Origin of the sequence: Budvicia diplopodorum, from assembly GCF_009800925.1 — a bacterium.
GTDB classification, from domain to species: domain Bacteria; phylum Pseudomonadota; class Gammaproteobacteria; order Enterobacterales; family Enterobacteriaceae; genus Budvicia; species Budvicia diplopodorum.
On the sequence record NZ_WOYF01000019.1, the window covers coordinates 36,492 to 58,989 of the forward strand.

General features: G+C 49.1%; 21 protein-coding genes. 10 read left to right on the forward strand and 11 right to left on the reverse strand.

Annotation, left to right across the window (positions count from 1 at the left end; genetic code table 11):
- Positions 1-289 precede the first annotated feature (289 nt).
- Positions 290-1,219 carry a hypothetical protein gene (locus tag GVI43_RS15800; RefSeq protein WP_211959105.1) on the forward strand — a complete coding sequence of 310 codons (930 nt, stop codon included), beginning with the start codon at positions 290-292 and terminating at the stop codon, positions 1,217-1,219.
- Between the two features lie 198 nt (positions 1,220-1,417).
- Complete coding sequence (gene trhP, locus GVI43_RS14255; protein ID WP_159567523.1) at positions 1,418-2,797, forward strand: prephenate-dependent tRNA uridine(34) hydroxylase TrhP; 1,380 nt, start codon at positions 1,418-1,420, stop codon at positions 2,795-2,797.
- A gap of 260 nt (positions 2,798-3,057) precedes the next feature.
- Here trhP and GVI43_RS14260 read toward each other — a convergent pair whose 3' ends face one another.
- On the reverse strand, positions 3,058-3,402 hold the full coding sequence (locus tag GVI43_RS14260) for an antibiotic biosynthesis monooxygenase family protein (RefSeq protein WP_159567524.1): 345 nt from the start codon (positions 3,400-3,402) through the stop codon (positions 3,058-3,060).
- A gap of 137 nt (positions 3,403-3,539) precedes the next feature.
- On the opposite strand from GVI43_RS14260, the gene yegS reads away from it, so the two are divergent.
- Positions 3,540-4,439, forward strand: a complete 900-nt coding sequence (gene yegS, locus GVI43_RS14265) for a lipid kinase YegS (RefSeq protein ID WP_159567525.1) — start codon at positions 3,540-3,542, stop codon at positions 4,437-4,439.
- A 14-nt stretch (positions 4,440-4,453) separates the two neighbouring features.
- On the opposite strand, the gene GVI43_RS14270 is transcribed toward yegS, so the two are convergent.
- Entirely contained in the window at positions 4,454-5,374 is a 921-nt protein-coding gene (locus GVI43_RS14270; protein WP_159567526.1) for a LysR family transcriptional regulator, read from the reverse strand.
- A gap of 208 nt (positions 5,375-5,582) precedes the next feature.
- Here GVI43_RS14270 and GVI43_RS14275 point away from each other — a divergent pair, with 208 nt between their 5' ends.
- Both GVI43_RS14275 and GVI43_RS14280 read left to right on the forward strand, forming a co-directional pair.
- Positions 5,583-7,385: an adenine deaminase gene (locus GVI43_RS14275; protein WP_159567527.1), complete on the forward strand. Its 1,803-nt coding sequence runs from the start codon at positions 5,583-5,585 to the stop codon at positions 7,383-7,385.
- A gap of 86 nt (positions 7,386-7,471) precedes the next feature.
- Entirely contained in the window at positions 7,472-8,812 is a 1,341-nt protein-coding gene (locus tag GVI43_RS14280) for an NCS2 family permease (RefSeq protein WP_159567528.1), read from the forward strand.
- Positions 8,813-9,123: 311 nt separating this feature from the next.
- Here the strand turns inward: GVI43_RS14280 and fadR are convergent, their stop codons facing one another.
- On the reverse strand, positions 9,124-9,840 hold the full coding sequence (gene fadR, locus GVI43_RS14285; protein WP_159567529.1) for a fatty acid metabolism transcriptional regulator FadR: 717 nt from the start codon (positions 9,838-9,840) through the stop codon (positions 9,124-9,126).
- Between the two features lie 279 nt (positions 9,841-10,119).
- Here fadR and dsbB point away from each other — a divergent pair, with 279 nt between their 5' ends.
- Positions 10,120-10,647 (forward strand): disulfide bond formation protein DsbB, encoded by a 528-nt coding sequence (gene dsbB / locus GVI43_RS14290; protein WP_159567530.1) that lies wholly within the window; start codon positions 10,120-10,122, stop codon positions 10,645-10,647.
- 72 nt (positions 10,648-10,719) lie between these two features.
- Here the strand turns inward: dsbB and GVI43_RS14295 are convergent, their stop codons facing one another.
- From GVI43_RS14295 to GVI43_RS14310, 4 genes are all read right to left on the reverse strand, one after another.
- Positions 10,720-11,166 (reverse strand): YcgN family cysteine cluster protein, encoded by a 447-nt coding sequence (locus tag GVI43_RS14295; protein WP_159567531.1) that lies wholly within the window; start codon positions 11,164-11,166, stop codon positions 10,720-10,722.
- Positions 11,167-11,265: 99 nt separating this feature from the next.
- Positions 11,266-11,922, reverse strand: a complete 657-nt coding sequence (locus GVI43_RS14300; protein WP_159567532.1) for a fumarylacetoacetate hydrolase family protein — start codon at positions 11,920-11,922, stop codon at positions 11,266-11,268.
- Between the two features lie 129 nt (positions 11,923-12,051).
- Complete coding sequence (locus tag GVI43_RS14305) at positions 12,052-13,077, reverse strand: lytic murein transglycosylase (protein ID WP_159567533.1); 1,026 nt, start codon at positions 13,075-13,077, stop codon at positions 12,052-12,054.
- Positions 13,078-13,213: 136 nt separating this feature from the next.
- The gene (locus GVI43_RS14310) at positions 13,214-13,480 is read right to left on the reverse strand and encodes a YcgL domain-containing protein (RefSeq protein ID WP_159567534.1); all 267 of its coding nucleotides are present in this window, start codon (positions 13,478-13,480) and stop codon (positions 13,214-13,216) included.
- Positions 13,481-13,759: 279 nt separating this feature from the next.
- Between GVI43_RS14310 and minC the strand changes: the two genes are divergently transcribed.
- Genes minC through minE form a run of 3 tightly spaced genes read left to right on the forward strand, consistent with a single transcriptional unit; the run spans position 13,760 to position 15,548 of the window.
- Positions 13,760-14,443, forward strand: a complete 684-nt coding sequence (minC, locus tag GVI43_RS14315; protein WP_159567535.1) for a septum site-determining protein MinC — start codon at positions 13,760-13,762, stop codon at positions 14,441-14,443.
- Positions 14,444-14,465: 22 nt separating this feature from the next.
- Positions 14,466-15,278, forward strand: coding sequence for a septum site-determining protein MinD (gene minD, locus GVI43_RS14320; RefSeq protein ID WP_159567536.1), 813 nt, complete (start codon positions 14,466-14,468; stop codon positions 15,276-15,278).
- A 3-nt stretch (positions 15,279-15,281) separates the two neighbouring features.
- The gene (minE, locus tag GVI43_RS14325) at positions 15,282-15,548 is read left to right on the forward strand and encodes a cell division topological specificity factor MinE (protein WP_159567537.1); all 267 of its coding nucleotides are present in this window, start codon (positions 15,282-15,284) and stop codon (positions 15,546-15,548) included.
- A gap of 65 nt (positions 15,549-15,613) precedes the next feature.
- Here minE and rnd read toward each other — a convergent pair whose 3' ends face one another.
- From rnd to yoaA, 4 genes are all read right to left on the reverse strand, one after another.
- Positions 15,614-16,753 carry a ribonuclease D gene (gene rnd / locus GVI43_RS14330; protein ID WP_159567538.1) on the reverse strand — a complete coding sequence of 380 codons (1,140 nt, stop codon included), beginning with the start codon at positions 16,751-16,753 and terminating at the stop codon, positions 15,614-15,616.
- A gap of 76 nt (positions 16,754-16,829) precedes the next feature.
- Positions 16,830-18,524 carry a long-chain-fatty-acid--CoA ligase FadD gene (gene fadD, locus GVI43_RS14335; protein WP_159567539.1) on the reverse strand — a complete coding sequence of 565 codons (1,695 nt, stop codon included), beginning with the start codon at positions 18,522-18,524 and terminating at the stop codon, positions 16,830-16,832.
- Positions 18,525-18,646: 122 nt separating this feature from the next.
- Positions 18,647-19,348 (reverse strand): tRNA (adenosine(37)-N6)-threonylcarbamoyltransferase complex dimerization subunit type 1 TsaB, encoded by a 702-nt coding sequence (gene tsaB / locus GVI43_RS14340; protein ID WP_159567540.1) that lies wholly within the window; start codon positions 19,346-19,348, stop codon positions 18,647-18,649.
- Between the two features lie 92 nt (positions 19,349-19,440).
- On the reverse strand, positions 19,441-21,369 hold the full coding sequence (gene yoaA / locus GVI43_RS14345) for a DNA repair helicase YoaA (RefSeq protein WP_159567541.1): 1,929 nt from the start codon (positions 21,367-21,369) through the stop codon (positions 19,441-19,443).
- Positions 21,370-21,804: 435 nt separating this feature from the next.
- Here yoaA and GVI43_RS14350 point away from each other — a divergent pair, with 435 nt between their 5' ends.
- Complete coding sequence (locus GVI43_RS14350; protein WP_159567542.1) at positions 21,805-22,149, forward strand: RidA family protein; 345 nt, start codon at positions 21,805-21,807, stop codon at positions 22,147-22,149.
- Positions 22,150-22,498: the final 349 nt, after the last annotated feature.

The following is a 22,498-nucleotide window of genomic DNA, read 5'->3' on the forward strand; positions in this document are numbered from 1 at the left end:
AGAACTGCACTGGCTGCTATCTTGCTTTGCTACATAGCACCATGTATATTAAATACACAAGTCCCATCTATATACCGAGCTGATTATGAATGCTTATAAAGTGAAACAAGAACAGCATAAACGCTATGAGGCAAAAGCGAAAGCTGTGCTCAGTGGTGAAAGTTCTTCACAGCAGGCACAAAAATCTCGCTATAGTTCTTCGCCTAACTTACGCTTTCCGCATAAGGTAAGTTTTGCATAGATAGCCTATTTGCTCCACAATAAACCATCATTCTTTGATGGTTTTTTTATGCCAAATATCAATGCAATACCTGTCACTGAACAGGTATATCTACTTAATAAAGAACTCATTTCTAAGGCTAATACTTTAGAATACGCCGTTATTACTGTGGGTGGACAAGCCGTTCAGTATTGGGTTTCTTACTTTCATGAATATTATGGGGATTCAAAACCAGATAGTGTTCTAGTGACATCAATTGATGTGGATTATTCAGCCAAAAAATCTGATATTGCCGCTTTCGCTAATTCGCTTAATATCGATATTTCAGCTAATGAAAAAGGCCAACCGCCTTCTTTAGCCAGATTTCTTCTAATTGATAGATCAACCCACAATATTAAAGAAGTCGATGGACGGTATTTTACAGAACCGGGAACCAATACGCCGAATACTCTGGATATTATTGACAGACCCGCGGGATTTGAGTACACGGATTTTGATGGAAAAAAGCTTTACCATAATACTGAAATTTTTTTAGTCGATGACCCAAATACTGGCTTGCAGCTATCGCATGATAAGATCAGAGTATTAAATCCAATCGCATGTATGCAATCCCGATTCAAAAATATCACCGCCCTTCACCGTAGGCCTGAAATAATAGAAATAGCACGTATAAAGGCGCTTATTGTGCCCGTCTATTTTTTCCTAATACAAAAGTTTGAAAAGGTAGATGCCGTTCCTAATGAGGAAAAAAGAGCAAAATTCACCGAGGCAAGAAAGCATCTAAAAATGCTTTTTCAACTGGTCAATAGTCGTCAAAATATGCTGATCCAAGCTAAATATGAAATAAAGCTATATCAAATTTTTGAATCACTCATGTTTTTCTTCAGAGACCATCAAGATGACTATGACTTTAATGAATCATTCTGGTCTCAAGATTTACGTACCAACTATCAGCATTTACACAAAAAGTATGAACAATTAAGCAAAGCTATTCTGTAAGCAATAATTGATATTTACCTACAATCGGTAGATAAAGTAGCCCGATTTCAGAAACAAAATTCACCTACAGCCATGATTCATTCCCATCAATATTGCCAATCACCCCGTCGAAGACTACAATCGCCGACCGGGGATTTTCCCCAAACCGCCCCCCTTGTGGTGCGGTTCTGACCTGAGATCAGACTGAGAGAATACAACATGTTTAAACCGGAACTATTATCTCCGGCCGGAACGCTGAAAAATATGCGTTACGCCTTTGCCTATGGCGCAGACGCCGTCTACGCCGGCCAGCCTCGTTACAGCCTTCGGGTGCGTAATAATGAATTTAACCACCAGAATTTGGCCTTGGGCATTAGTGAAGCCCACGCTCAGGGTAAAAAATTCTACGTTGTGGTCAACATTGCCCCGCATAACTCCAAGCTCAAAACGTTTATTCGCGATCTGGCCCCGGTGGTTGAGATGAAGCCCGACGCACTGATCATGTCCGATCCGGGCCTGATTATGATGGTGCGTGAAGCCTTTCCTCATATTGATATTCACCTTTCCGTTCAGGCCAATGCGGTTAACTGGGCAACGGTAAAGTTTTGGAAACAGATGGGCCTTACCCGCGTCATCTTATCCCGCGAGCTGTCGCTGGATGAAATAGAAGAAATTCGTCAGCAGGTACCCGACATTGAATTAGAAACCTTCGTTCACGGCGCACTGTGCATGGCCTACTCTGGCCGCTGTTTACTCTCTGGCTATATCAACAAGCGTGATCCAAATCAAGGCACCTGTACCAACGCCTGCCGCTGGGAATATAAGGTTGAAGAAGGCAAAGAAGACGACACCGGTAACATCGTGCATGTCCATGAACCGATTGCGGTGAAAAACGTCGAGCCAACCTTAATCGCTCCAACCCTAGGCGAAGGCCAGCCAACCGATAAGCTGGTGATGATTGAAGAAGCCCTGCGCCCGGGCGAGTACATGAGCGCCTTTGAAGATGAGCACGGTACTTACATCATGAACTCTAAAGATCTGCGCGCCATTCAGCACGTAGAGCGCCTGACCGAATTGGGGGTTCACTCGCTAAAAATTGAAGGCCGCACCAAGTCATTTTACTACTGCGCCCGTACGGCTCAGGTTTATCGCCGCGCCATTGACGATGCGGTTGCCGGTAAGCCGTTTGATGAGTCGCTAATGACCACGCTGGAATCATTAGCCCACCGCGGATATACCGAAGGGTTCTTGCGCCGCCACGTGCATGATGAACATCAGAACTACGACTATGGCTACTCAATCTCTGAGCGCCAGCAGTTTGTTGGTGAGTTCACCGGCGAACGCCGCAACGGATTAGCCGCCGTTGACGTAAAAAATAAATTTTCCGTTGGCGACAGCGTTGAAATGATGACGCCGCAGGGCAATATCCATTTCACCATTGAATCAATGGAAACGGCAAAAGGCCAGCCAACGGAAGTGGCTCCGGGTAACGGACATATTGTTTATCTACCGGTACCGGATGATATTTCTCTGGAATATGCGTTATTGATGCGTAATCTGAACGGTGAAAACAGCACCCGAAACCCGCATGCAGCATAAATGATTTTTTTGCCATCATCTTTTATAAATTATTTAATTTTTATAATAAATATTAGAATTAGATCACATCAATAGGGAAATAAAGGGACTACTATCTCAACCCTAAAGATTAATAACTAGATGTGTTCCTATTATCTGTATTAATAGAAACCACCTCCTTGCCAGTCCAATCTCCCTTGGACTGGTTTCTTTTTTTGCTAGCACTTTATTTCTCCCCTCAGCCCTTACGCTAATCCCCATTAAACATAAAACTACCGTCATCACCCGTGTAAACAATGGCCGTCTTCCGGTGCCTGTAGCCTGTCGTTCATCCCGTAGTCGCGCATCACGCCAGCAACTCTCAGTTGATAACCTTTAAAAATAAACTGTTGCCCTTTGGTCTGGGCTTGGCGATGCAGATGCAAATTACGCCACTGCTCAACCGCCTGCTCATTTTGCCAATATGACAGTGAAAGTATTTTGCCCGGTATAGATAAACTTTCAAACCGCTCTATTGATATAAAGCCGTCTATTTCATCAAGTAACGGGCGTAGTTTGGCCGCCAATTCAAGGTATTCATTTTTATGCTGCGGGTGAATTTCCACTTCAAAAATAACTGCAATCATATTGCCACCTGAAAATTATTTAGAATAACGAAAGGATTAACCTTATTAGCCGCGCCATCATCAACTATCCTGTAATAAAGTTCACCGATAATATAGCCCAATCGGATGATGTTACCTGACGTATTTTCGGAGGCTGCATGACTTCACACTCTGGCGCATTGATCGTGCTAAACGGTAAAAGTGCTAACGACCCCGATATCCGTTCCGCCATTGACAAACTAAGAGAGCAAGGCCACGAGCTTCACGTTAGAGTCACGTGGGAACAGGGTGATACGCAACGTTACATTGAGGAAGCCAGCCGGTTAACGGTGAATACCGTTATTGCCGGCGGCGGCGATGGCACCATCAATGAAGTGGCGGCCGCGTTGGCCAAATTCCCCCATGACTCGCGCCCATCGCTTGGCATACTGCCCTTAGGCACGGCCAATGATTTCGCGACCGCCTGTCAGATCCCCGAAGATCCTTACGACGCATTAGCGCTGGCGCTAACCGGCAACGCGACGCCGATAGACTTAGCCATGGTTAACCATCAGCACGTGTTTATTAATATGGCTACCGGCGGCTTTGGCACCCAGATTACCACTCAAACCCCACCGGCGTTAAAAGCGGCGTTAGGCGGGATCTCTTATCTGCTGCACGGTATTAGTCAGTTTGATAGCCTGAAACCGGATACCTGTACTATCACTAGTGACGATTTCCACTGGTCGGGCGAAGCGCTGATGATAGGCGTAGGTAACGGCAAGCAGGCTGGCGGCGGGCATCCTATTTGCCCTGAAGCCAAAATTAACGATGGCCAGCTGCGGCTTTCAATCTTGACCACCGCCAACTCGCTGCCAGAATTTATCTCTGGCCTGTTTAGCGGTAAAACCGGTGACAATATTGTATTTAGTCAGATGCCGAGGCTAGAAATCACCTCACCCCATGAGATGATGCTAAACCTCGACGGAGAGCCGCTCAACGGCAAAAAATTTGCGATTGAAGTGCTCCCTGCGGCGCTTAACTGCTACCTGCCGGACAGCTGCCCGCTGTTAGTCTAACCGCACAAACCGCGCTATTTAGTGACAATGTCACGAAGGTGAGCCAGCACCAGCTTAAAACAGCCATCGTTGAATTTGTTGGAGCTTGCCCTCATCAGCGCAATAGAACGGCTAAGGGATGGCTGCTGTAAGGTCAATACTACCAGTTCGGGATCGCACAGCGTGCTGGTATACAGCCTTGGCAATATGGCAACCGCCAGTTTGGAACGCACTAGGCCATACAGCGTTTCAAGGAAATCTACCTGATAATATGTCTTGAGCGGTAACCGATTGACCTCGACCATTGAGGCCACTACCCGGCTGATATTTCCTTTAGAAAAAATCGCGATATGGCGCGGTAATAGTTGCCGCCATGGAAGGTGTAGTGAATCAGCCAGCGGATCGTCACGGCGGGTAACCACCACAAACTCGTCTTCCAATAGCGGATAAACCTCTAGCCCGGCTGGAACGCTACTGTCGAGCGCCCCAAGGCCGAAGTCCAGCTCCCCTGTCTCTAGCCCTTTCAGCAAGCCGTCGTTGGTCCTGTCGTGAAACTCAATGCGTAATGCCGGAAAATGCCGAGCAATCAATTCCGGTATTGACGGAAATATCAACGAACTGACCGACGGCACAAGACCAATTCTAATGGTTCCGTCTCCGCCTTCAGCCACGATGCGCTGTATATCGTCAAACACGCCGTGGGCAACGTTAAGCAAACGTTGCGCATGGGGTAAAACCGCCAGCCCAAGCTCCGTCAGGGTTAACGCCTGAGCGGTACGGTGAATCAGCTTGCCGCCGAGCACGGTTTCTATCTGCCTGATGGAACTGCTTAGCGCCGGTTGACTAATGGCGAGCCTATTTGCCGTATCGGTAAAATGGCGTAAAGAGGCCAGCGTGACAAAATATTGAATTTGCTTTAACGACAGTGCTGGCAAACGCCGCCATGGCTCAGACATAATCAAACCTCAGATAACAGCCCCTTACGGGATATTCAAATAGTATCGCCGTCGAACCGATGTGCTACCACTTCAAGTACGCCGGAGATAAAAAAGGGAAACGATTGCTTCGCTATAAGTTTTTCTTATCAGGCTATAAATATATTCACCTGTGCAAAAGCATTTAAGCCCCCTACATTAGCAGAATATTGCTTTCACAGGGTGACTTATGTGTACTTCAATTGCTCCAGAGCAAAGCCAAAATCGCCGTCGCGCCGTCGATGCGGCATTGGGTAAAATTCCTTTCGATTTATTGCTGATCAACGGCCAGATTGTCGATATGGTAACCGGAGAAATTCGGGCCGTCGATATCGGTATTACCGGCCATATGATTGCCAGCGTTCATCCCAGAGGGCAATTTGCTCAGGCGCACGACATTCACGATCTTAAGCAACAGTTTGTTAGCCCGGGGCTGATTGATACTCACGTTCACCTTGAAAGCTCTCACCTGCCCGCTGAACGCTATGCGGGCATTGTCGTCGCTCAGGGCACCACCGCCGTATTTTGGGATCCTCATGAATTAGCCAACGTGCTCGGCCTTGACGGCGTGCGCTATGCCATTGAGTCGAGCCGTGGGCTACCGCTTAAGGTTATCTGCGCGGCGCCGTCAAGCGTACCGTCAACGCCAGGGCTGGAAATGTCCGGAGCCGATTTTCACGGCGAAGAGATGAACACCATGCTGAGCTGGCCAGAAGTGGCTGGCGTAGCGGAAGTAATGGATATGCACGGCGTGCTCAACGGCAGCGAGCGGATGATTGAAATTCTGGAGGCCGGATTAGCCAACGGCAAAATCATTGAGGGCCACGCACGGGGGCTAAGCGGTGAACGTTTGCAGGCTTATCTGGCGGCCGGTGTGACCTCTGACCATGAGCTGACATCGGCCGCCGATGCGCTAGAAAAGCTGCGCGCCGGTTTAACGCTGGAAATTCGCGGCTCTCACCCTTACCTGCTGCCGGAAATTGTTGAGGCCCTGAAAGGCCTGCCGCATCTTTCTTCACAAATTACCCTGTGTACCGATGACGTTTCGCCCGATATGCTGCTGGAAAACGGCGGGCTTTTACAGCTGGTGCGGTTATTGGTTAGCCACGGCCTGCCGGTGGCAGATGTATTACGCATGGCGACCCTGAACGGCGCAATTCGCCTGCAACGCCCCGATTTAGGATTGATTGCCGCGGGCAGAACCGCCGATCTGGTGGTGTTTGATAACCTCAGTAATCTGGAACCTACGTCGGTATACGTTGACGGCAGATTGGTCGCCAGCGATCGAAACATGCGCTCACCGGTTAACGCCGCTGCGGGCGTATCGGTGCCGCGAAATACCATTCAGCTTTCACCCCGAACGCTTCAGGACTTTGAACTCAGCATTCCCGGCATGGTTAACGGTAAAGCGAAGCTGCGGATTATCAAAGGGGCTCGTTTCACCCAGTGGAGCGAGGTCACCGTTGAGGTTAAAAACGCTATCGCCGTTATTCCAGAAGGCTACAGTCTGATTTACGTCCAGCACCGCCACGGCAGACACCAGCTCGGAGGCCAGTTAGCGATTCTCGAAGACTGGGGCGAAATGCGTGGCGCTATCGCCACCACCTACTCTCATGATTCCCACAATCTGGTGGTGTTAGGCCGAACGCCTGCCGATATGCTGTTGGCAGCCAATACGCTGATTGCCAGCGGCGGCGGCATGGCCGTGGCTCAAAACGGTCAGGTTATCGCCCATGTCGCCATGCCTATCGCCGGTATGCTGTCTGACGCCGAACCGCACGCGCTGGCCCGTGATTTTAAGGCACTGCGCGATATCAGCGCTCAGGTTGCCGACTGGCAGGCACCTTACCAGGTATTTAAAGCCATTGAGGGTACCTGTCTGGCCTGTAATGCCGGGCCTCATTTAACCGATTTGGGCCTGACTGACGGAGCAACCAGAGAGATCGTTAATCCGTTGATCGATGCATGGTCAACCGACTCAGAGCCTCGATAAGACCGTATTTAGACAAAAATAATGGCGCAATAAAGCGCTGGCGTTATCATTTTAATTCCTCCCAGGAACGGGAGTATAGGTGAACTATGTCACACAATCAGTCTCAGCCATCTCGCGGTGGAATATTGGATCGAACGTTTAAGCTCCGTGAACGCAATACTACCGTGAAAACGGAAACCCTCGCGGGTATTACCGGCTTTTTGGCGGCAGCCTATTTATTAGTGGTTATTCCCGGGCTGCTGGCCGCAGGCGGTATGGATAAAGGTGCGGTCACGACCGGGACTATTCTGGTATTTGTGTTCAGCTCACTGTTAATGGCTCTATACGGTAACCTGCCGTTTATTGTCGGGCCGGGTATCGGCGGTTCGGTACTGGTCGGCATTACGTTGGCCAGCAACGAAGGTATTGGCTGGCAAATGGGCCTAGGCATCGCCTGTTGGTCGGGTATTTTGTTTTTCTTACTTACCGTGCTGGGGCTGCGGGAAGTCGTTACCCGCTCGGTACCACAGTCAATAAAGCTCGGGCTGACGGCCTCTATCGGCCTGTTTGTTGCGGTACTCGGCTTTCGTAATGCTGGCTTAGTGTTAGCCAGCGCCAAGAACAATGCGTTTATGCTCGGTGATTTCACCTCTGCGCCTGCGCTGGTGGCTCTTTCAGGGCTGTTAGTGGCAATCACCCTTCAGGCCCGCCGTTTTCCCGGTGCGATCCTCTGGGCGATATTGAGCGCAACGGCGATTGGTATCCCGTTGGGCGTAACCAAGCTACCGGACAGTCCGTTTGCCATGCCGCACTCATTAGCGCCGGTATTCGGTCATATTGATTTAATCGGCGCGATCAATATTGCCTTTCTGCCGTATCTGTTTGTGTTTTTTGCCTCAGAGTTCTTCTCAACGATGGGAACAACGCTGGCGGTTGGCGGTAAAGCTGGCCTGCTCGATGAGCACGGCAATATGAAGCATATCAACCGGCCGTTTGTGGTTGACTCGATCGCGGCGGCCCTTGGGCCGATAGTGGGCATTCCGGCAGCAACCGCGCTGATTGAATCATCGGCCAGCGCCGAAGCGGGCGGTAAAACCGGCCTGACCGCGCTGGCGGCCGCGGTGATGTTTTTGCTGATGCTGCTGTTTACACCAATAGCCCTGATGATTCCAAAAGAAGCCACCGCCCCGGCGCTGATTCTGATCGGTCTGAGTATGTTCAGCGGACTACGTAAAGTGGATTTAGACAACTTTACCGAAGGGTTGCCGGTTTTGTTAATGGTGATGATTACGCTAATCGCTAATAGCTTTGGTACCGGTATCGCCGGTGGTTTGCTGTTTTATATTGTGATTAAGGTGCTGGCCGGTAAGTGGAAGGAAATTCCGTTTAGCCTGTACGTGCTGGCGATACCGTTGGGATACTATTTCACTACGTTGGTGAAGCACTAGCGTCGAGCGATCGCATAGAAATTGCATAGAAAAAGGCGCTGAATTCAGCGCCTTTTCTTGATAGTAATTACCTGATTGTGGGTCTTAAAGAACTCAATCTGAGGGAGAGAATTCCGTTGGGGTCGTAGTGGCGTGAGCCACCGGAGCGCCCCTAGGGATTCTAGGCCCGAAGCGCTTGACGCTTAAAAACATCGCCCCTCGGCCGCCAGAAAAAGCAAATATTCCATTGTTGATGATGCGGACGAAACCTACGACAAAGCCAAACAATAAACTACATCGAGCTTCTAATTTAAAACTCAACGGCTAACCCACTATTTTGCGTCAGCCAGATCCCGCGGCATATTACCCTGCATATTATGCCAAATCGCCCCGCTGGCTTTACCGTAAATGCGCACGCACTCCATAACCTGATCGTGCAGCTTCTCGTGACAAATATCAGACAGCTTACTGTAGAAATGCATCGCTAGCTGGCGGGCTTCTGGGTTTGAAAAGTAGTAACGCCCCACTCGCATGTACAACCCTTTAATGCCGTTAAGTATCAGGCCATAAATCGGATTACCGGAAGCGAAGGCTAAGCCACGAAAAATATTGTAATCCAGCTCAGTAAAGGCGTCTGGGCGCTCTTCCATACAGATTGCCTGCGCCAGAACTTCACGCGCTTTTTCCGGATTATGGCGCACTGCCGCCCGAATAAAGATAGAGGCAATATTGGTACGAACGGCCAACAGGTTATCAATCAGCTGCGGCGCGCTGTCGTGATCCAATCGGGCTAACGTTTCTAGCAGGCTTAAGCTGGATGTTTCCCAAACGTTGTTTACTTTGGTAGGTTTGCCGTGTTGGATAGTCAACCACCCGTCTCTCGCTAAGCGCTGTAACACTTCACGCAACGTTGTTCGAGTCACGCCAATCAGTTCGGATAACTCACGCTCTGCAGGTAGAATGGTTCCCGGCGGAAAACGATTATTCCAGATGCTTTCGATTAAATACTCTTCCGCAAAACCGGCAGGACTCTGCGCTTTAATTACCATATCAGTATTATTCCGTCAGAATTGTATAGCTAAAATAATGTACACATCATACCAGAAGCCTATAACCCAATATACTATTGAAGAATAAACATTAGATTAAAGTGTGGCTCAGCTTGCAAAAAATTGAAGAACGCTAGATCTTTCACTACTGCGATGTTGTGTTTTATCTCAAAACGCTCAAAACTAAGCGGTAAATGACATTTGGTTGATGGCAGAAAAATGAAACTAGTTTACACTAGCCGTCACGGAACAGGGCCGATACATATAGAGTGAATTTTTATGCTGAATTTTCTAAATAGTTGCTCTAAAGGGAGAGGCGCTTGGCTATTACTGGCCATTAGCGTCATTATATTTGAATCAACGGCGCTTTATTTTCAGCACGTGATGCTATTACGTCCCTGCGTGCTGTGTATTTATGAACGTTGTGCACTGTTTGGAATTTTAGCCGCCTCGCTAGTCGGTCTTATATCACCATCATCAACAACTTTGCGCTATACGGCTATCATTTTATGGGTATATAGCTCAGTCGAAGGCCTATTGCTGACGTGGAAACACACCATGATTCAGCTATTTCCGTCACCGGCTAATACTTGCGATATTTTTGTCAAATTCCCCAGCTGGCTACCGCTAGACCAGTGGGTTCCATCCGTTTTTGTTGCCAATGGTGATTGCGCAGAAAAGCAGTGGTCATTCTTATCGATGGAAATGCCACAGTGGTTGCTGGTTATTTTTGCGTTCTATTTTGTGATTGCCGCACTGGTTTTTATTGCTCAGTTCATTAAACCTAAAAGACGCTTTTTTTCGTAAGCTAAGTAAATTGATAGCTAAAAGGCCATCCCCTCGGATGGCCTTTTAGTTTGTGCCAAACCGAGATCAATACTACCGCGCCCACGCGGGCTTATTCATAATATGATCCTGCCAGTCAATCACTTCGCTTTCAGGTACCGCAATATGCCGGACGGAAATTCTGGCGGCGTGCATGGCGGATTTAGAACCGCTGAGCAACGGATGCCATGCGGGCAGCGGTTTTTGTTCGTGGATTAAACGGTATGCGCAGGTAGCCGGTAGCCATTCAAAGGTCAGCAGGTTTTCTCGGGTTAATTTAATGCAGTCTTCTTCCAGCTCAAAGCGGCGATCGTAGTTTCTGCACTGGCAGCTTTTGATATTCAATTGATCGCAGGCAACGTTGGTAAAGTAGATTTCATCGGTGTCTTCATCAATCAGCTTGTTCAAACAGCATTGACCGCATCCGTCACATAACGATTCCCACTCTTCATCAGTCATGTTAGACAGCTTTTTTTGCTGCCAAAAAGGCGATTGGGTCATAACGGTATTCCGGTTTGTTTAGGCACTAAAAAATTCGCTCAAACGTAAACGCCTGCGATTGGTGAGATCGCAGGCGTCTGTTCAGACGGTATTTAGCTATTATAACACGCGGCTGGCGATTTCTTTACCGTTAAGAGAAACGCTGAAGCTATCGCCGTGCTCAATGGCCCCTACGCCAGACGGCGTGCCGGTGATAATAATATCGCCGGGGCGAAGCGTGAAGAAGCGGCTCATATAGGCAATTAACGGCAAAATTGGGGTGATCATGTCTTTGGTATTACCGCGCTGGCGCATTTCACCGTTGATGGAGAGCGATAGCGAGGCCTGTTGCGCATCGCCAAACTGACCCGCGGGAATGAAACCAGATATCGGGCAAGAAGCGTCAAATGCTTTGGCTTTTTCCCACGGTTCACCGGCTTTCTTGAGCTCGGACTGTAAATCACGCAGCGTCAGATCGATCGCGATCCCATATCCGACAATGGCGTTCGCTACCCGCGCTTCGTCGGCATTTTTTAACGGTAGGCCAATGAGTACCGCCAGCTCAACTTCGTAGTGTACTGAACCGAAGCCATCAGGAATGGCAATAGGCTGTTTGATATCGCACAGCGCGGTTTCTGGTTTAATAAACAGTAAGGGCTGTTTTGGAGCATTGTCGCCCATTTCTTTGATGTGGTCGGAATAGTTCTTACCAATGCAGACAACTTTACCAACGGGTAATTCTAAAAGATCACCCTGCCAATCCCGATGTTGATACATACGTTTGCTACTCCTAAACATAGCCATTGAGTGATTGATTCGTTTTTAATAACTGGGCTGTCTTACCGTACTCTGAAGGTAGTCAACGATGCTATCACTTTTACCCTGCGTTAAACTTAGATTAACCGCTCAGTTTTGCCCAACTTTTTCGGCCAGCATACCAATACTGATAGCGAAATAGAGAGACCGGTTCCAGTGCATAATGGTACGAAAGTTGTTGTACACCATGAAGGTTCGGCCCTGCGCGTCGTCTGGCTGAACGATCCATGCTTTTTGCCCGGGTAACGCCTTATTACCGGTGACAATACCCAGTTTCTGCCATTGGATGACCGTTTTTGCTTTGTCATCGTCCAGACCAATCAACGATGGCGCTATGGCTTTAGTGGCCTTGACTTCCTGCCCCCAGCCCTCTTTATTATTCCAGCCTTCGGTTGCCAGATAGTTAGCCGTTGAGGCAAAAACGTCATCAATGCTATTCCAGATATCAATATGCCCGTCACCGTCGCCGTCAGCGCCATATTGAATAAATGAGGTGGGCATAAACTGGCATTGCCCCATCGCACCGGCCCATGAGCCTTTTAGCTGAGCTACGCTAACGTGCTTTTGCTGAAGGATGCTTAATGCCGCCATTAGCTGTTTGGTAAAAAATTCTTCCCGCCGCCCTTCAAAGGCCAGCGTCGACAAGGCGGAGATAACGTCTTCCTTTCCGGTAGATTTGCCAAAACCGCTTTCCATTCCCCATAGCGCAACAATATAGTTTGCAGGAACGCCGGAACGCTCGCTGGCGCGGGCCAGCTGTGCGCTGTAGGTTTTATGCATTTCGCGGGCACGAACGATCTTGGTGTCAGGTAAAACCTTTTGCAGGTAGATATCCAACGTGATTTTTTTCTCAAGCTGATTTTTGTCTGACTGAATAATGCGATTGAGAAAATGGACATGGGCAAAAGCGTCATCAATGGTTGACTGCGCTATTCCCTGCGCCCGCGCTTGTATTTTGAGTTGCTCAACGTAGGCCAGAAATTTAGCTTGATCAACGTCCGGCGTTTCAGCGTTGGCACTAGCGGTAATGGCCGCCGCTTCGGCTGACGCTGCCTGCCCTGTACTTCCGGTTACTAATATTAGCGAGATTAACCCCGTTATTGCCGATAATTTCACTACCGCTTACCCTGAATACGATTTGATTAAAAATATTTCGTTAGCCGATATTATTTCGTTAACCGATATTATTTCGTTAACCGATATACTGTTGAGCTGATTGTTGAACTGAATGCACTGGGAAATATGCAACGCATTAGTCGATACTTTCCGGCGTGGATAATAAACTGGCTACCGGTGGCGGTACCTGCAGGTAGAAACCCTGCTCGGTTAGCTCTTGCTTAACCTTATTGATATCAGCCAGGGCCAGCCTGTCGCGCTTATCTAAAGAAACCAGCATAACAAACACCGGTTTGCCGAAATACTTGATTAACTCATCGGGTACACGGGAGAAGTCATCCCGGTTTTCAACGTAGAGATAGGTCTGATCTCGCTTATTACTTCGATAAATTGCACATAACATCGCTGTTTACGCTCTAATTAATTCAGTCAGTGACTTGCCTAGATATGCGGCTAACTATAACATGCATGAGTTACATTCGTGTATTTCACAATATTGCACATTTAAGCGGTGCTTTGATGATATACCCAACGTAATTTGAGTAGCAGAAAGGCGGCAAGCGAGAGAATCCCGATGGGCTTACTTGGAGTAAGCGATTAGGGTAAGCGAACCTAGCCAACTTACCCTTACCTGCAGCTTGAACTACCACGGGAAAATCAAGGCCAACATGAGTCAAGATAGATGTCACAGTCGCCAGTTGAATTAAAAGGCAGTAGTTTTACTCTGTCAGTGGTTCATTTACACCATTCAGAGCCCGAGATTATTCGAGAAGCGTTAAGTGAAAAAGTCAGGCAAGCGCCCGCTTTTTTACATAATGCTCCCGTGGTTCTGAACGTCGCAACCCTTTCCGACGAGGCTGACTGGCTGCAGATACAGCAGGCAGTAACCAACGCAGGCCTGAGGGTTATCGGTATCAGCGGTGTACAAACCGAAGCGCAAAAGCTTTCCGTTCAGGCTGCCGGTCTTGCGCTGTTAACCGAAGGTAAGGTTAAAGCGGCAAAAGCGGCAACGCCATCCCCTGCGGCACCGTTGGCTGCAAAAACGCGAATTATCAGTAACCCAATCCGCACCGGGCAGCAAATTTACGCCCGCAATTGCGATCTTATTGTCACCAGCCACGTAAGCGCAGGCGCTGAGCTGATCGCCGACGGTAATATTCATATTTACGGCATGATGCGTGGGCGAGCCTTAGCCGGTGCCAGCGGCGATGCCGAAAGTCAGATTTTTTGTACCCAGTTGGCCGCCGAACTTGTCTCTATCGCCGGTCAATATTGGTTAAGTGAAAGAATACCCACCGAATTTTATGAACACAGCGCCCGACTGTTTTTAAAAGATAATATACTAACAATCGAATCGTTAAATTAAGCCCTTTAACAAGGAACCTGCTATGGCACGTATTATTGTTGTTACTTCCGGAAAAGGAGGCGTTGGTAAAACTACCTCTAGCGCGGCCATCGCTACCGGTTTGGCACAGAAAGGCAAGAAAACTGTAGTTATCGATTTTGATATCGGTCTACGTAATCTTGATTTAATCATGGGATGCGAGCGCCGTGTTGTCTATGATTTCGTTAACGTTATTCAAGGTGATGCCACCCTGAATCAGGCTCTGATTAAAGACAAACGCACCGATAATCTTTATATCCTGCCAGCCTCTCAAACTCGAGATAAAGACGCGCTGACCCACGAAGGCGTTGAAAAGGTTCTCGACGGTTTAGACGCAATGGGCTACGACTTTATTGTTTGTGACTCACCCGCCGGTATCGAAACGGGCGCATTAATGGCTCTGTACTTTGCGGATGAAGCCATTATCACCACCAACCCTGAGGTTTCATCAGTACGTGACTCGGACCGTATTTTGGGCATTCTGGCATCGAAATCCCGTCGCGCTGAACGCGGTGAAGACCCGATTAAAGAGCACCTGCTGGTAACCCGCTATAATCCAAGCCGCGTAACCCGCGGTGATATGTTAAGCGTTGAAGACGTGGTTGAAATCCTACGAATTCCGTTATTAGGCGTTATACCTGAGAGTCCGTCCGTACTGCGCGCCTCAAACCAAGGTGAGCCGGTTATTCTGGACCTCGAATCCGATGCAGGTTTGGCCTACGGCGATGCTATTGAGCGCCTGTTGGGAGAAGAAAAGCCTTTCCGCTTCTTAAATGAAGAGAAAAAAGGCTTCTTGAAGCGACTGTTCGGAGGATAAGCCATGGCATTATTAGATTTCTTTCTGTCGCGTAAAAAACCAACGGCTAATATAGCCAAAGAGCGGCTACAAATTATCGTTGCAGAACGCCGCCGCGGAGACAACGAACCACATTATTTGCCACAGCTAAAGCGGGAAATTCTCGAAGTTATCTGCAAATATGTACAAATTGATCCTGACATGGTGACCGTGCAGTTAGAGCATAAAGGTGACGATATCTCTGTATTAGAGCTAAACGTTACGTTGCCGGAAACCGACGACGGAAGATAAGCCCATCGTGGTTTAGCAAAAAAGGTCAGCATTTGCTGACCTTTTTCATACGCCCAAAACCCACCTCAAACACCATCAGACACCGCATGAACCTCTTGTTCCAGAAACTCACTCAGCGCCTTGCCCATTAGCTCGCCTCGCCATCCGTGAAGCAGCTCGGGCTGTTCATCCCGATCTTGCCAATAGCATTTAAGCAGTTGGTTGATTTGACGACGGGATGCCAGTAGCTCAACGCTCAGGCCTCTGCTGTCTGATACCGTCTGAATCAACGACTTGATGTCTTTGAAGATCTTTTTATAACCGGCGTGGTCAACGATGCGCTCAATTTTTGCCGGTAAGTCACTGTCGCTTACCGTCAGGCTTTCAGCCACTAATCGCAGCATGGTTCTACCGTGAAAACGAATCTCTGGCCCGCTAAGGCCCAGCGGCTCTAACTCTGCCAGCGAAGACGGCTGATGGCGAGCCACCTGCCATAGGTTCTCTTCTCTGACCACAAAGTTTACCGCCATATCGCGCTCGCGGGCGTAGGTCAGGCGCCACGCGGCAAGATTGCGCAGGCTAGCAAGCTGGCGTTCATTCAGCATCCAAGCGCTGTTGATATCCCGGTAAGCGTCCTGCGGAGCGGTAATTTCACAGCGGCGTTTGCTCATCATAATGCATTCATTCTTGGCTGCGTCAGACCAGCCAAGGGCTTCAGTTTCCTGAATAATGGTATCGGCCATCGGCAACAGATAAAAAACGTCTGCGGCGGCATAAATACACTGGCGTTCAGTCAGCGGGCGGGCCAGCCAGTCGGTGCGGGATTCGCTTTTATCTAAATCAATCTGAAGATATTCAGACACCAGCGTAGCAAAGCCGGTAGACAATGAACGCTGATTAAACGCGGCAAAAACTTGGGTATCAATCAAAGGTTCGGGCAAAACGCCAAACTCGTGGTGGAAAACCTCAAGATCTTCACTACAGGCATGTAACAGCTTCACGACGTTAGGGTTGGTTAATAGATCTTTAAACGGTTCCCAACGAGTAATGTTGAGCGGATCGATTAACGTCACCTGTTGCCCATCATACAGTTGGATAAGCCCCAGTTGAGGGTAGTAAGTCCGAGTACGAACAAATTCAGTATCTAACGCAACGCGGGCAAAACGGCTGGCACAATCACAGACAGTCTGTAATTCCTCGTCCGTAGTAATTAGTTGATAATCCAAAACGGTATCTCTTCTATAGTGTCTTTGTAAGAGTAACGCTGGCAATTCACTGCCGGCGTTACCAAAAGCATAAAAATTATTGGCCAGATTTCGCGTCAGCCTGCTGCTTTAACGCTTCATTACGTAAATCTTTACGCAATATTTTACCCACGTTAGATTTAGGCAGTTCGTCACGAAATTCAACGATGCGGGGGATCTTATAGCCGGTTAGCTCAGTACGGCAGTGCATTAACAGCTCATCTTTAGTTAAAGAAGGATCCTTTTTCACCACGTAAATCTTCACGGTTTCACCCGACGATTCGCTCGGTACGCCGATGGCGGCGACCTCCAGCACTTTAGGATGATGGGAAACCACTTCTTCAATTTCATTGGGATAAACGTTAAAACCGGAAACCAGAATCATATCTTTTTTGCGATCGACAATACGCATAAAGCCCCGTTCATCCATCTGAACGATATCGCCGGTGGCCAACCAGCCATCTTTGATTATTTCAGCGGTGGCTTCAGGCCGGTTCCAGTAACCCTGCATCACCTGCGGGCCTTTAACCCACAGTTCACCGGGCTCGCCGTTAGGAACATCTTCCCCAAGGTCGTTCACCAGCCGAACGTCGGTTGATGCCACCGGTAGACCAATGCTGCCACTGTAGTGCTGCAAGTCATAAGGGTTACCGGCAACCAGCGGAGAGCATTCGGTTAAGCCGTAACCTTCCAGAATATGCGTGCCGGTCAGTTGCTGCCAACGCTCGGCCACGCTACGCTGAACCGACATGCCGCCGCCCACAGTAATATGCAAATGACCAAAGTCGAGTTCGCGGAAGCCTTCATCATTAATCAAGGTATTAAACAGCGTATTAACGCCGGTTAACGCGGTAAACGAGTAGCGGGAAAGCTCTTTCACTACCCCTTTCATATCGCGAGGATTGGTAATCAGCAGGTTACAGCCACCGACTTCCAGAAACAGCAGGCAGTTTACCGTTAAAGCAAAAATATGGTACAGCGGCAGCGCCGTCACCACAAACTCGCGCCCTTCTTCCAACAGCGGAATATACGCAGCTCTGGCCTGTTCCATATTGGCCAGCATATTGCGATGGGTCAGCATAGCGCCTTTAGCAACGCCGGTCGTGCCGCCGGTATATTGCAACAGGGCTAAGTCCCCCGGTTGAATGTCGGGCTTGACGTATTGCTGTGATTTACCCCGATGAAGCGCAGACCGGAAGGACTCGGCTCCGGGTAAGTGGTACTTAGGCACTAGCTTTTTAACGTATTTAACCACAAAGTTAACCAGCGGGCGTTTGGCCGCCGAAAGCTGGTCGCCAAGACCGGTTAAAATAACGTGTTTGATTTGCGTTTCTGCCACCACTTTTTCAAGGGTGTGGGCGAAGTTAGAGATAATAACGATGGCTTTAGCGCCGCAGTCATTAAGCTGATGCTCAAGCTCTCTTGGGGTATAGAGTGGGTTGACGTTAACCACCACCATTCCGGCGCGCAAAATGCCAAATAAAGCGACCGGATACTGCAGCAGGTTTGGCATCATTAACGCGACCCTGTCACCTTTTTCCAGCCCTAAGGTATTTTGCAAATAGGAAGCGAATGCCCTGCTGCGCTTTTCTAACCGGCGAAAGGTCATGACCTTCCCTTGATTAATATAGGCTGGCCGATCGGCAAAGCGGTTAACGGCATGCTCTAACATGTCGACTAACGATGAATACCGCTCGGGATCAATCTCAGCCGGTACATCTTTCGGATAGCGGGATAACCAAACCTTTTCCACGTATAGACTCCTGTTTCTTTCCGATTTGATGCCTTTCCCGTCTATTGGTTCTCAGCCGGAAAAGAAAATAGTGTTGATAGCGTACGACCGCTCTAAATAACGCGATTACGCTAAACAGGCGCTTACTCTCGGCCGGGAAGCTTTTTCCACGTCACTTCGTTGCGCAGATAAACCGGTTGGGTGTCTTCAACCAATTGCACGTCGTTATGCTTCCAGCGCTCAAGGGCCAGCGGTAGCATATCGACCGCCTGAGGTAGCAGCATTTGACCGTCGGTGAGAATCACCGAGGTATCCGCCGCCATATCGGGATAGGTTTGCCATCCGGTACCAACGCACGCCCACTCGCCCTGTACTGATTTTAGCTGATAATTGACCCGCTCCGGCGTTAACACCTGTTCATCGCCGATGACCTGCCAAACGCCCTGCTCGCTACGCTGATATTGCCCCCAGTAAACTTCACCCATTCTGGCATCAATTGCCGCCAGAACCTGTGAGGCACCGGTGGTACGAAAAGCGCCTTCGGCCATGGTATTTAACGTTGAAATGCCAATAGTGGGTAGCTCTGCGCCTAGCGCCAGCCCTTGCGCCGCGCTAATCGCGATACGCACGCCGGTAAAGCTCCCCGGCCCACGGCCAAAGGCCAGCGCGTTGAGATCGGTCAGTTTCAATCCTGATTCGGTCAGAACCTGTTGAACCATTGGCAGCAAACGTTGGGTATGTTCACGAGGGCACAGTTCATACAAAGCATGTATTTGTCCGTCATTCCAGATGGCGACGGAACAGGCTTCAGTCGCCGCATCAAGCGCAAGAATTCGCGTTGACATAGATAACCTCTGGCGGGAATGTTAAAAATGGGAAGAATCCGGCGATAATACCATATTGGCGATCGCAGAGATAAATGTTGTGACCGATAGCCTTAGCCATTAGCGCCACCGCTAGTATTTGGCCGCTGTTTTAGAAATTCAATGGCTTGCTGAAGATCCCGGGTTCTCGGCGTTGGCGGTAAGCTATTGAGGAACACCGCACCGTAAGGGCGCATCACTAACCTATTATCGCAAATAACCAGAACGCCGCGGTCGTCAGTGTCGCGAATTAAACGACCAACGCCCTGTTTTAAGGTAATTACCGCATCCGGGAGCTGAACGTCATTGAACGGATCGCCACCGCGAAGCCGACAGTCTTCCATACGCGCTTTGAGCAACGGGTCGTCCGGTGAGGTAAACGGTAATTTATCAATAATGACGCAAGACAACGCATCGCCGCGCACGTCAACCCCTTCCCAAAAGCTGCTGGTCGCAACCAATAGCGCATTGCCGGACTCAACAAACTCGGTCAGCAGCTTTGCCTTACTGGTTTCGCCCTGCATCAGCACCGGCAGCGTCATGGTTTCACGAAACGCTTCGGTCAATTCGCGCATCATTTGGTGAGAGGTGCACAGGAAGAAACAGCGCCCATCGTTTGCTTCAATCAACGGTTGTAGCATGGCGGCTAACTGTTTAGCGCCACCGTACTGGTTAGGCGAAGGTAAAAAGCGCGGTACGCAGAGTAACGCCTGTTTAGCATAGTCAAACGGGCTGGCCAGCAGTAAGGTTTCAGCCTGTTCTAGGCCCAAGCGTTGAGTGAAATGAGTGAGCTGTTCGTTGACCGACAGCGTGGCTGAGGTGAAGATCCAGGTTCCGGCCTTCTCTTTGATCAGGTCGCGAAATTTATCCGACACTGACAGCGGCGTTAACGCCAGTACAAAATGGCGGGCTGAGCACTCAAACCAGTAGCTATAGCCCGGTATTGTCACATCTTTCAGCCGGGTGAGCCGTGCCCGATACTGGGTGGCGCGTTCAAACGCGGCGTCTAACAGCGCAGAGCGACCCAACGCCATTTTTATCACGTCGTAGCACAGCGTTAACGCATCATCGACCAGTAATAAAGCCCGTTGAACGTTAGCCTGTTCAAGTACCTGACGTAAGTTGCCTCTAAAGCCAGGCTCGCCCAGCGCCAGCCTGAAATCCTGAGTGCTTTGCGACAGGCGGTCGGCGCTCTTTTGCAGTTGGGCCATATCGCGCACTTCGGTACGATAGGCGATAGCGATATCTTTGGCTAAATCGAGTAGCTGTCGGCTGGTGACCTGTTGGCCAAAATACTGGCTGGCAATATCAGGAAGCTGATGGGCTTCGTCGAAAATCATCACATCAGCGTCGGGAATGAGCTCAGCAAAACCGGTCTCTTTAACCACAATGTCGGCTAAAAACAGATGATGGTTAACCACCACAATGTCGGCATCCATCGCTTTGCGTCGCGCTTTCACCACAAAGCACTCTTTGTAATAAGGGCAATCGCTGCCTAAGCAGTTGTCATTGGTGCTGGTGACTAAAGGCCAGATAAAGCTGTCTTCGGCGACCTGATTGCAGGTGCTGGTATCACCATCGAGAGTGATTGAGGACCAGCGGCGCAGGTTAATCAGATCGTTGAGCGTTGAGTTGGTCAACTCACCGCCGGTCATGGATTGCTGTTCCATGCGTTCAAGGCACAAATAGTTTGAGCGCCCTTTCAGTAACGCCATTTTACCGGTGAATTCCAGAGCGGTAGCAACCGTGGGTAAGTCGCGGGCAAAAAGCTGATCCTGTAGCGCTTTTGAGCCAGTAGAAATAATCACCTTACGTTTAGAACGCAAAGCAGGAACCAAATAAGCATAGGTTTTACCGGTACCCGTACCGGCTTCGACAACTAACTCCTGCTTTTTTTTGATCGCGCTGGTAATGGCTTTGGCCATTAAGCGTTGCGGTTCGCGCGGCTTAAAACCTTTAATTGCCTGTGCTAATGCACCTTTCGGTGCGAAATCATCCGCCAAGTAGAGTGTCCGTTGTCTTAAAATAGTCCGCTGATTCACAGTGGATACGCGAGGAATGTCTCTATTATGCCTTTCCTCCCGGTTCATCACCACCTTGTTTAAACATTCGGGCCAAATTGACTTGAGACTCCCAAACCTCAGAGCAACACCTTCGCACCCTAGGCCCTCCGTCGTCATCCCGGCGAACGCCGGGACCCGGGTTTTAGCTAACAAACAGATACTTGGCTTAAGGACTAGATCCCGTTTTCAACGGGATGACGACGGGGAAAGGCGTAATAAACAGCTAACCAAAGCTAAACGTTTTTTGAGCGTAAGAGGCTTCGGACAGGCACGCTACAACCTCTGCGGGAATGCATCAGTCCCTTGGGTTATGTTAACCTGATGGCCGAAGTAAGAAGTGATAATTTATCTCTATATGACAAAACCGGAGTTCCCATGACTATCGAACGTATTAACCCTCAAAAGCGCTGGTCTGATGCGGTTATTTTTAACCATACGATTTACTACACTAGCGTACCCGACAATCTGGATGCCGATGCAACGGCTCAGACGGCTAACGCTTTGGCAGACATCGATAGGATGTTAAATCAGTTGGGATCGGGGAAGGATCGCATCTTAGATGCCACCATTTTTCTGGCCGACAAAAAAGACTTTGCCGCAATGAATGTGGCGTGGGATGCCTGGGTTTCGGTCAGTAATCCTCCGGTACGCTGCACCGTTCAGGCCGTTTTGATGAAGCCTGAATATAAAGTTGAAATTAAGATTATTGCCGCGCGTTGATCTTTATCGTATTGGCGATACATCATGTAGTTTGAGCATGTAGTTTGACCATGTCGTCATCCCGGCGAAAGCCGGGACCCAGGTTTTAGCTAACAAATTGGTAAAGACTAACCCCCGGTTTCCATTAGGGTGACGACGGGAGGGGTCGACGATAATCAAGCAGATTATCCTTAACTATTAATAGCCCAAATGTTGGGTATAAAAAAACCGCCACCTTTACAGGTAATGCCGATCAGTTAAGGATCGGTTGACCGATCCAGTGGTTGTGTAAGAATCCGGAAATGCTCACCCGTTTCCGGATTTTTTTATGCACATTGGACAGGCCCTTGATCTCGTTTCTAGTTACGAC

Excerpts from the sequence above, each read along its gene's own strand:
- fadR (WP_159567529.1), bottom strand. The coding sequence starts at position 9,840 with ATGGTAATTAAAGCGCAGAGTCCTGCCGGTTTTGCGGAAGAGTATTTA.
- GVI43_RS14260 (WP_159567524.1), bottom strand. The coding sequence starts at position 3,402 with ATGATTGCAGTTATTTTTGAAGTGGAAATTCACCCGCAGCATAAAAAT.
- GVI43_RS14310 (WP_159567534.1), bottom strand. The coding sequence starts at position 13,480 with ATGTTATGTGCAATTTATCGAAGTAATAAGCGAGATCAGACCTATCTC.
- minE (WP_159567537.1), top strand. The coding sequence starts at position 15,282 with ATGGCATTATTAGATTTCTTTCTGTCGCGTAAAAAACCAACGGCTAAT.
- GVI43_RS14295 (WP_159567531.1), bottom strand. The coding sequence starts at position 11,166 with ATGACCCAATCGCCTTTTTGGCAGCAAAAAAAGCTGTCTAACATGACT.
- minD (WP_159567536.1), top strand. The coding sequence starts at position 14,466 with ATGGCACGTATTATTGTTGTTACTTCCGGAAAAGGAGGCGTTGGTAAA.
- GVI43_RS14275 (WP_159567527.1), top strand. The coding sequence starts at position 5,583 with ATGTGTACTTCAATTGCTCCAGAGCAAAGCCAAAATCGCCGTCGCGCC.
- GVI43_RS14280 (WP_159567528.1), top strand. The coding sequence starts at position 7,472 with ATGTCACACAATCAGTCTCAGCCATCTCGCGGTGGAATATTGGATCGA.
- GVI43_RS14300 (WP_159567532.1), bottom strand. The coding sequence starts at position 11,922 with ATGTATCAACATCGGGATTGGCAGGGTGATCTTTTAGAATTACCCGTT.
- trhP (WP_159567523.1), top strand. The coding sequence starts at position 1,418 with ATGTTTAAACCGGAACTATTATCTCCGGCCGGAACGCTGAAAAATATG.
- minC (WP_159567535.1), top strand. The coding sequence starts at position 13,760 with ATGTCACAGTCGCCAGTTGAATTAAAAGGCAGTAGTTTTACTCTGTCA.
- dsbB (WP_159567530.1), top strand. The coding sequence starts at position 10,120 with ATGCTGAATTTTCTAAATAGTTGCTCTAAAGGGAGAGGCGCTTGGCTA.
- GVI43_RS14270 (WP_159567526.1), bottom strand. The coding sequence starts at position 5,374 with ATGTCTGAGCCATGGCGGCGTTTGCCAGCACTGTCGTTAAAGCAAATT.
- GVI43_RS15800 (WP_211959105.1), top strand. The coding sequence starts at position 290 with ATGCCAAATATCAATGCAATACCTGTCACTGAACAGGTATATCTACTT.
- GVI43_RS14350 (WP_159567542.1), top strand. The coding sequence starts at position 21,805 with ATGACTATCGAACGTATTAACCCTCAAAAGCGCTGGTCTGATGCGGTT.
- yegS (WP_159567525.1), top strand. The coding sequence starts at position 3,540 with ATGACTTCACACTCTGGCGCATTGATCGTGCTAAACGGTAAAAGTGCT.
- tsaB (WP_159567540.1), bottom strand. The coding sequence starts at position 19,348 with ATGTCAACGCGAATTCTTGCGCTTGATGCGGCGACTGAAGCCTGTTCC.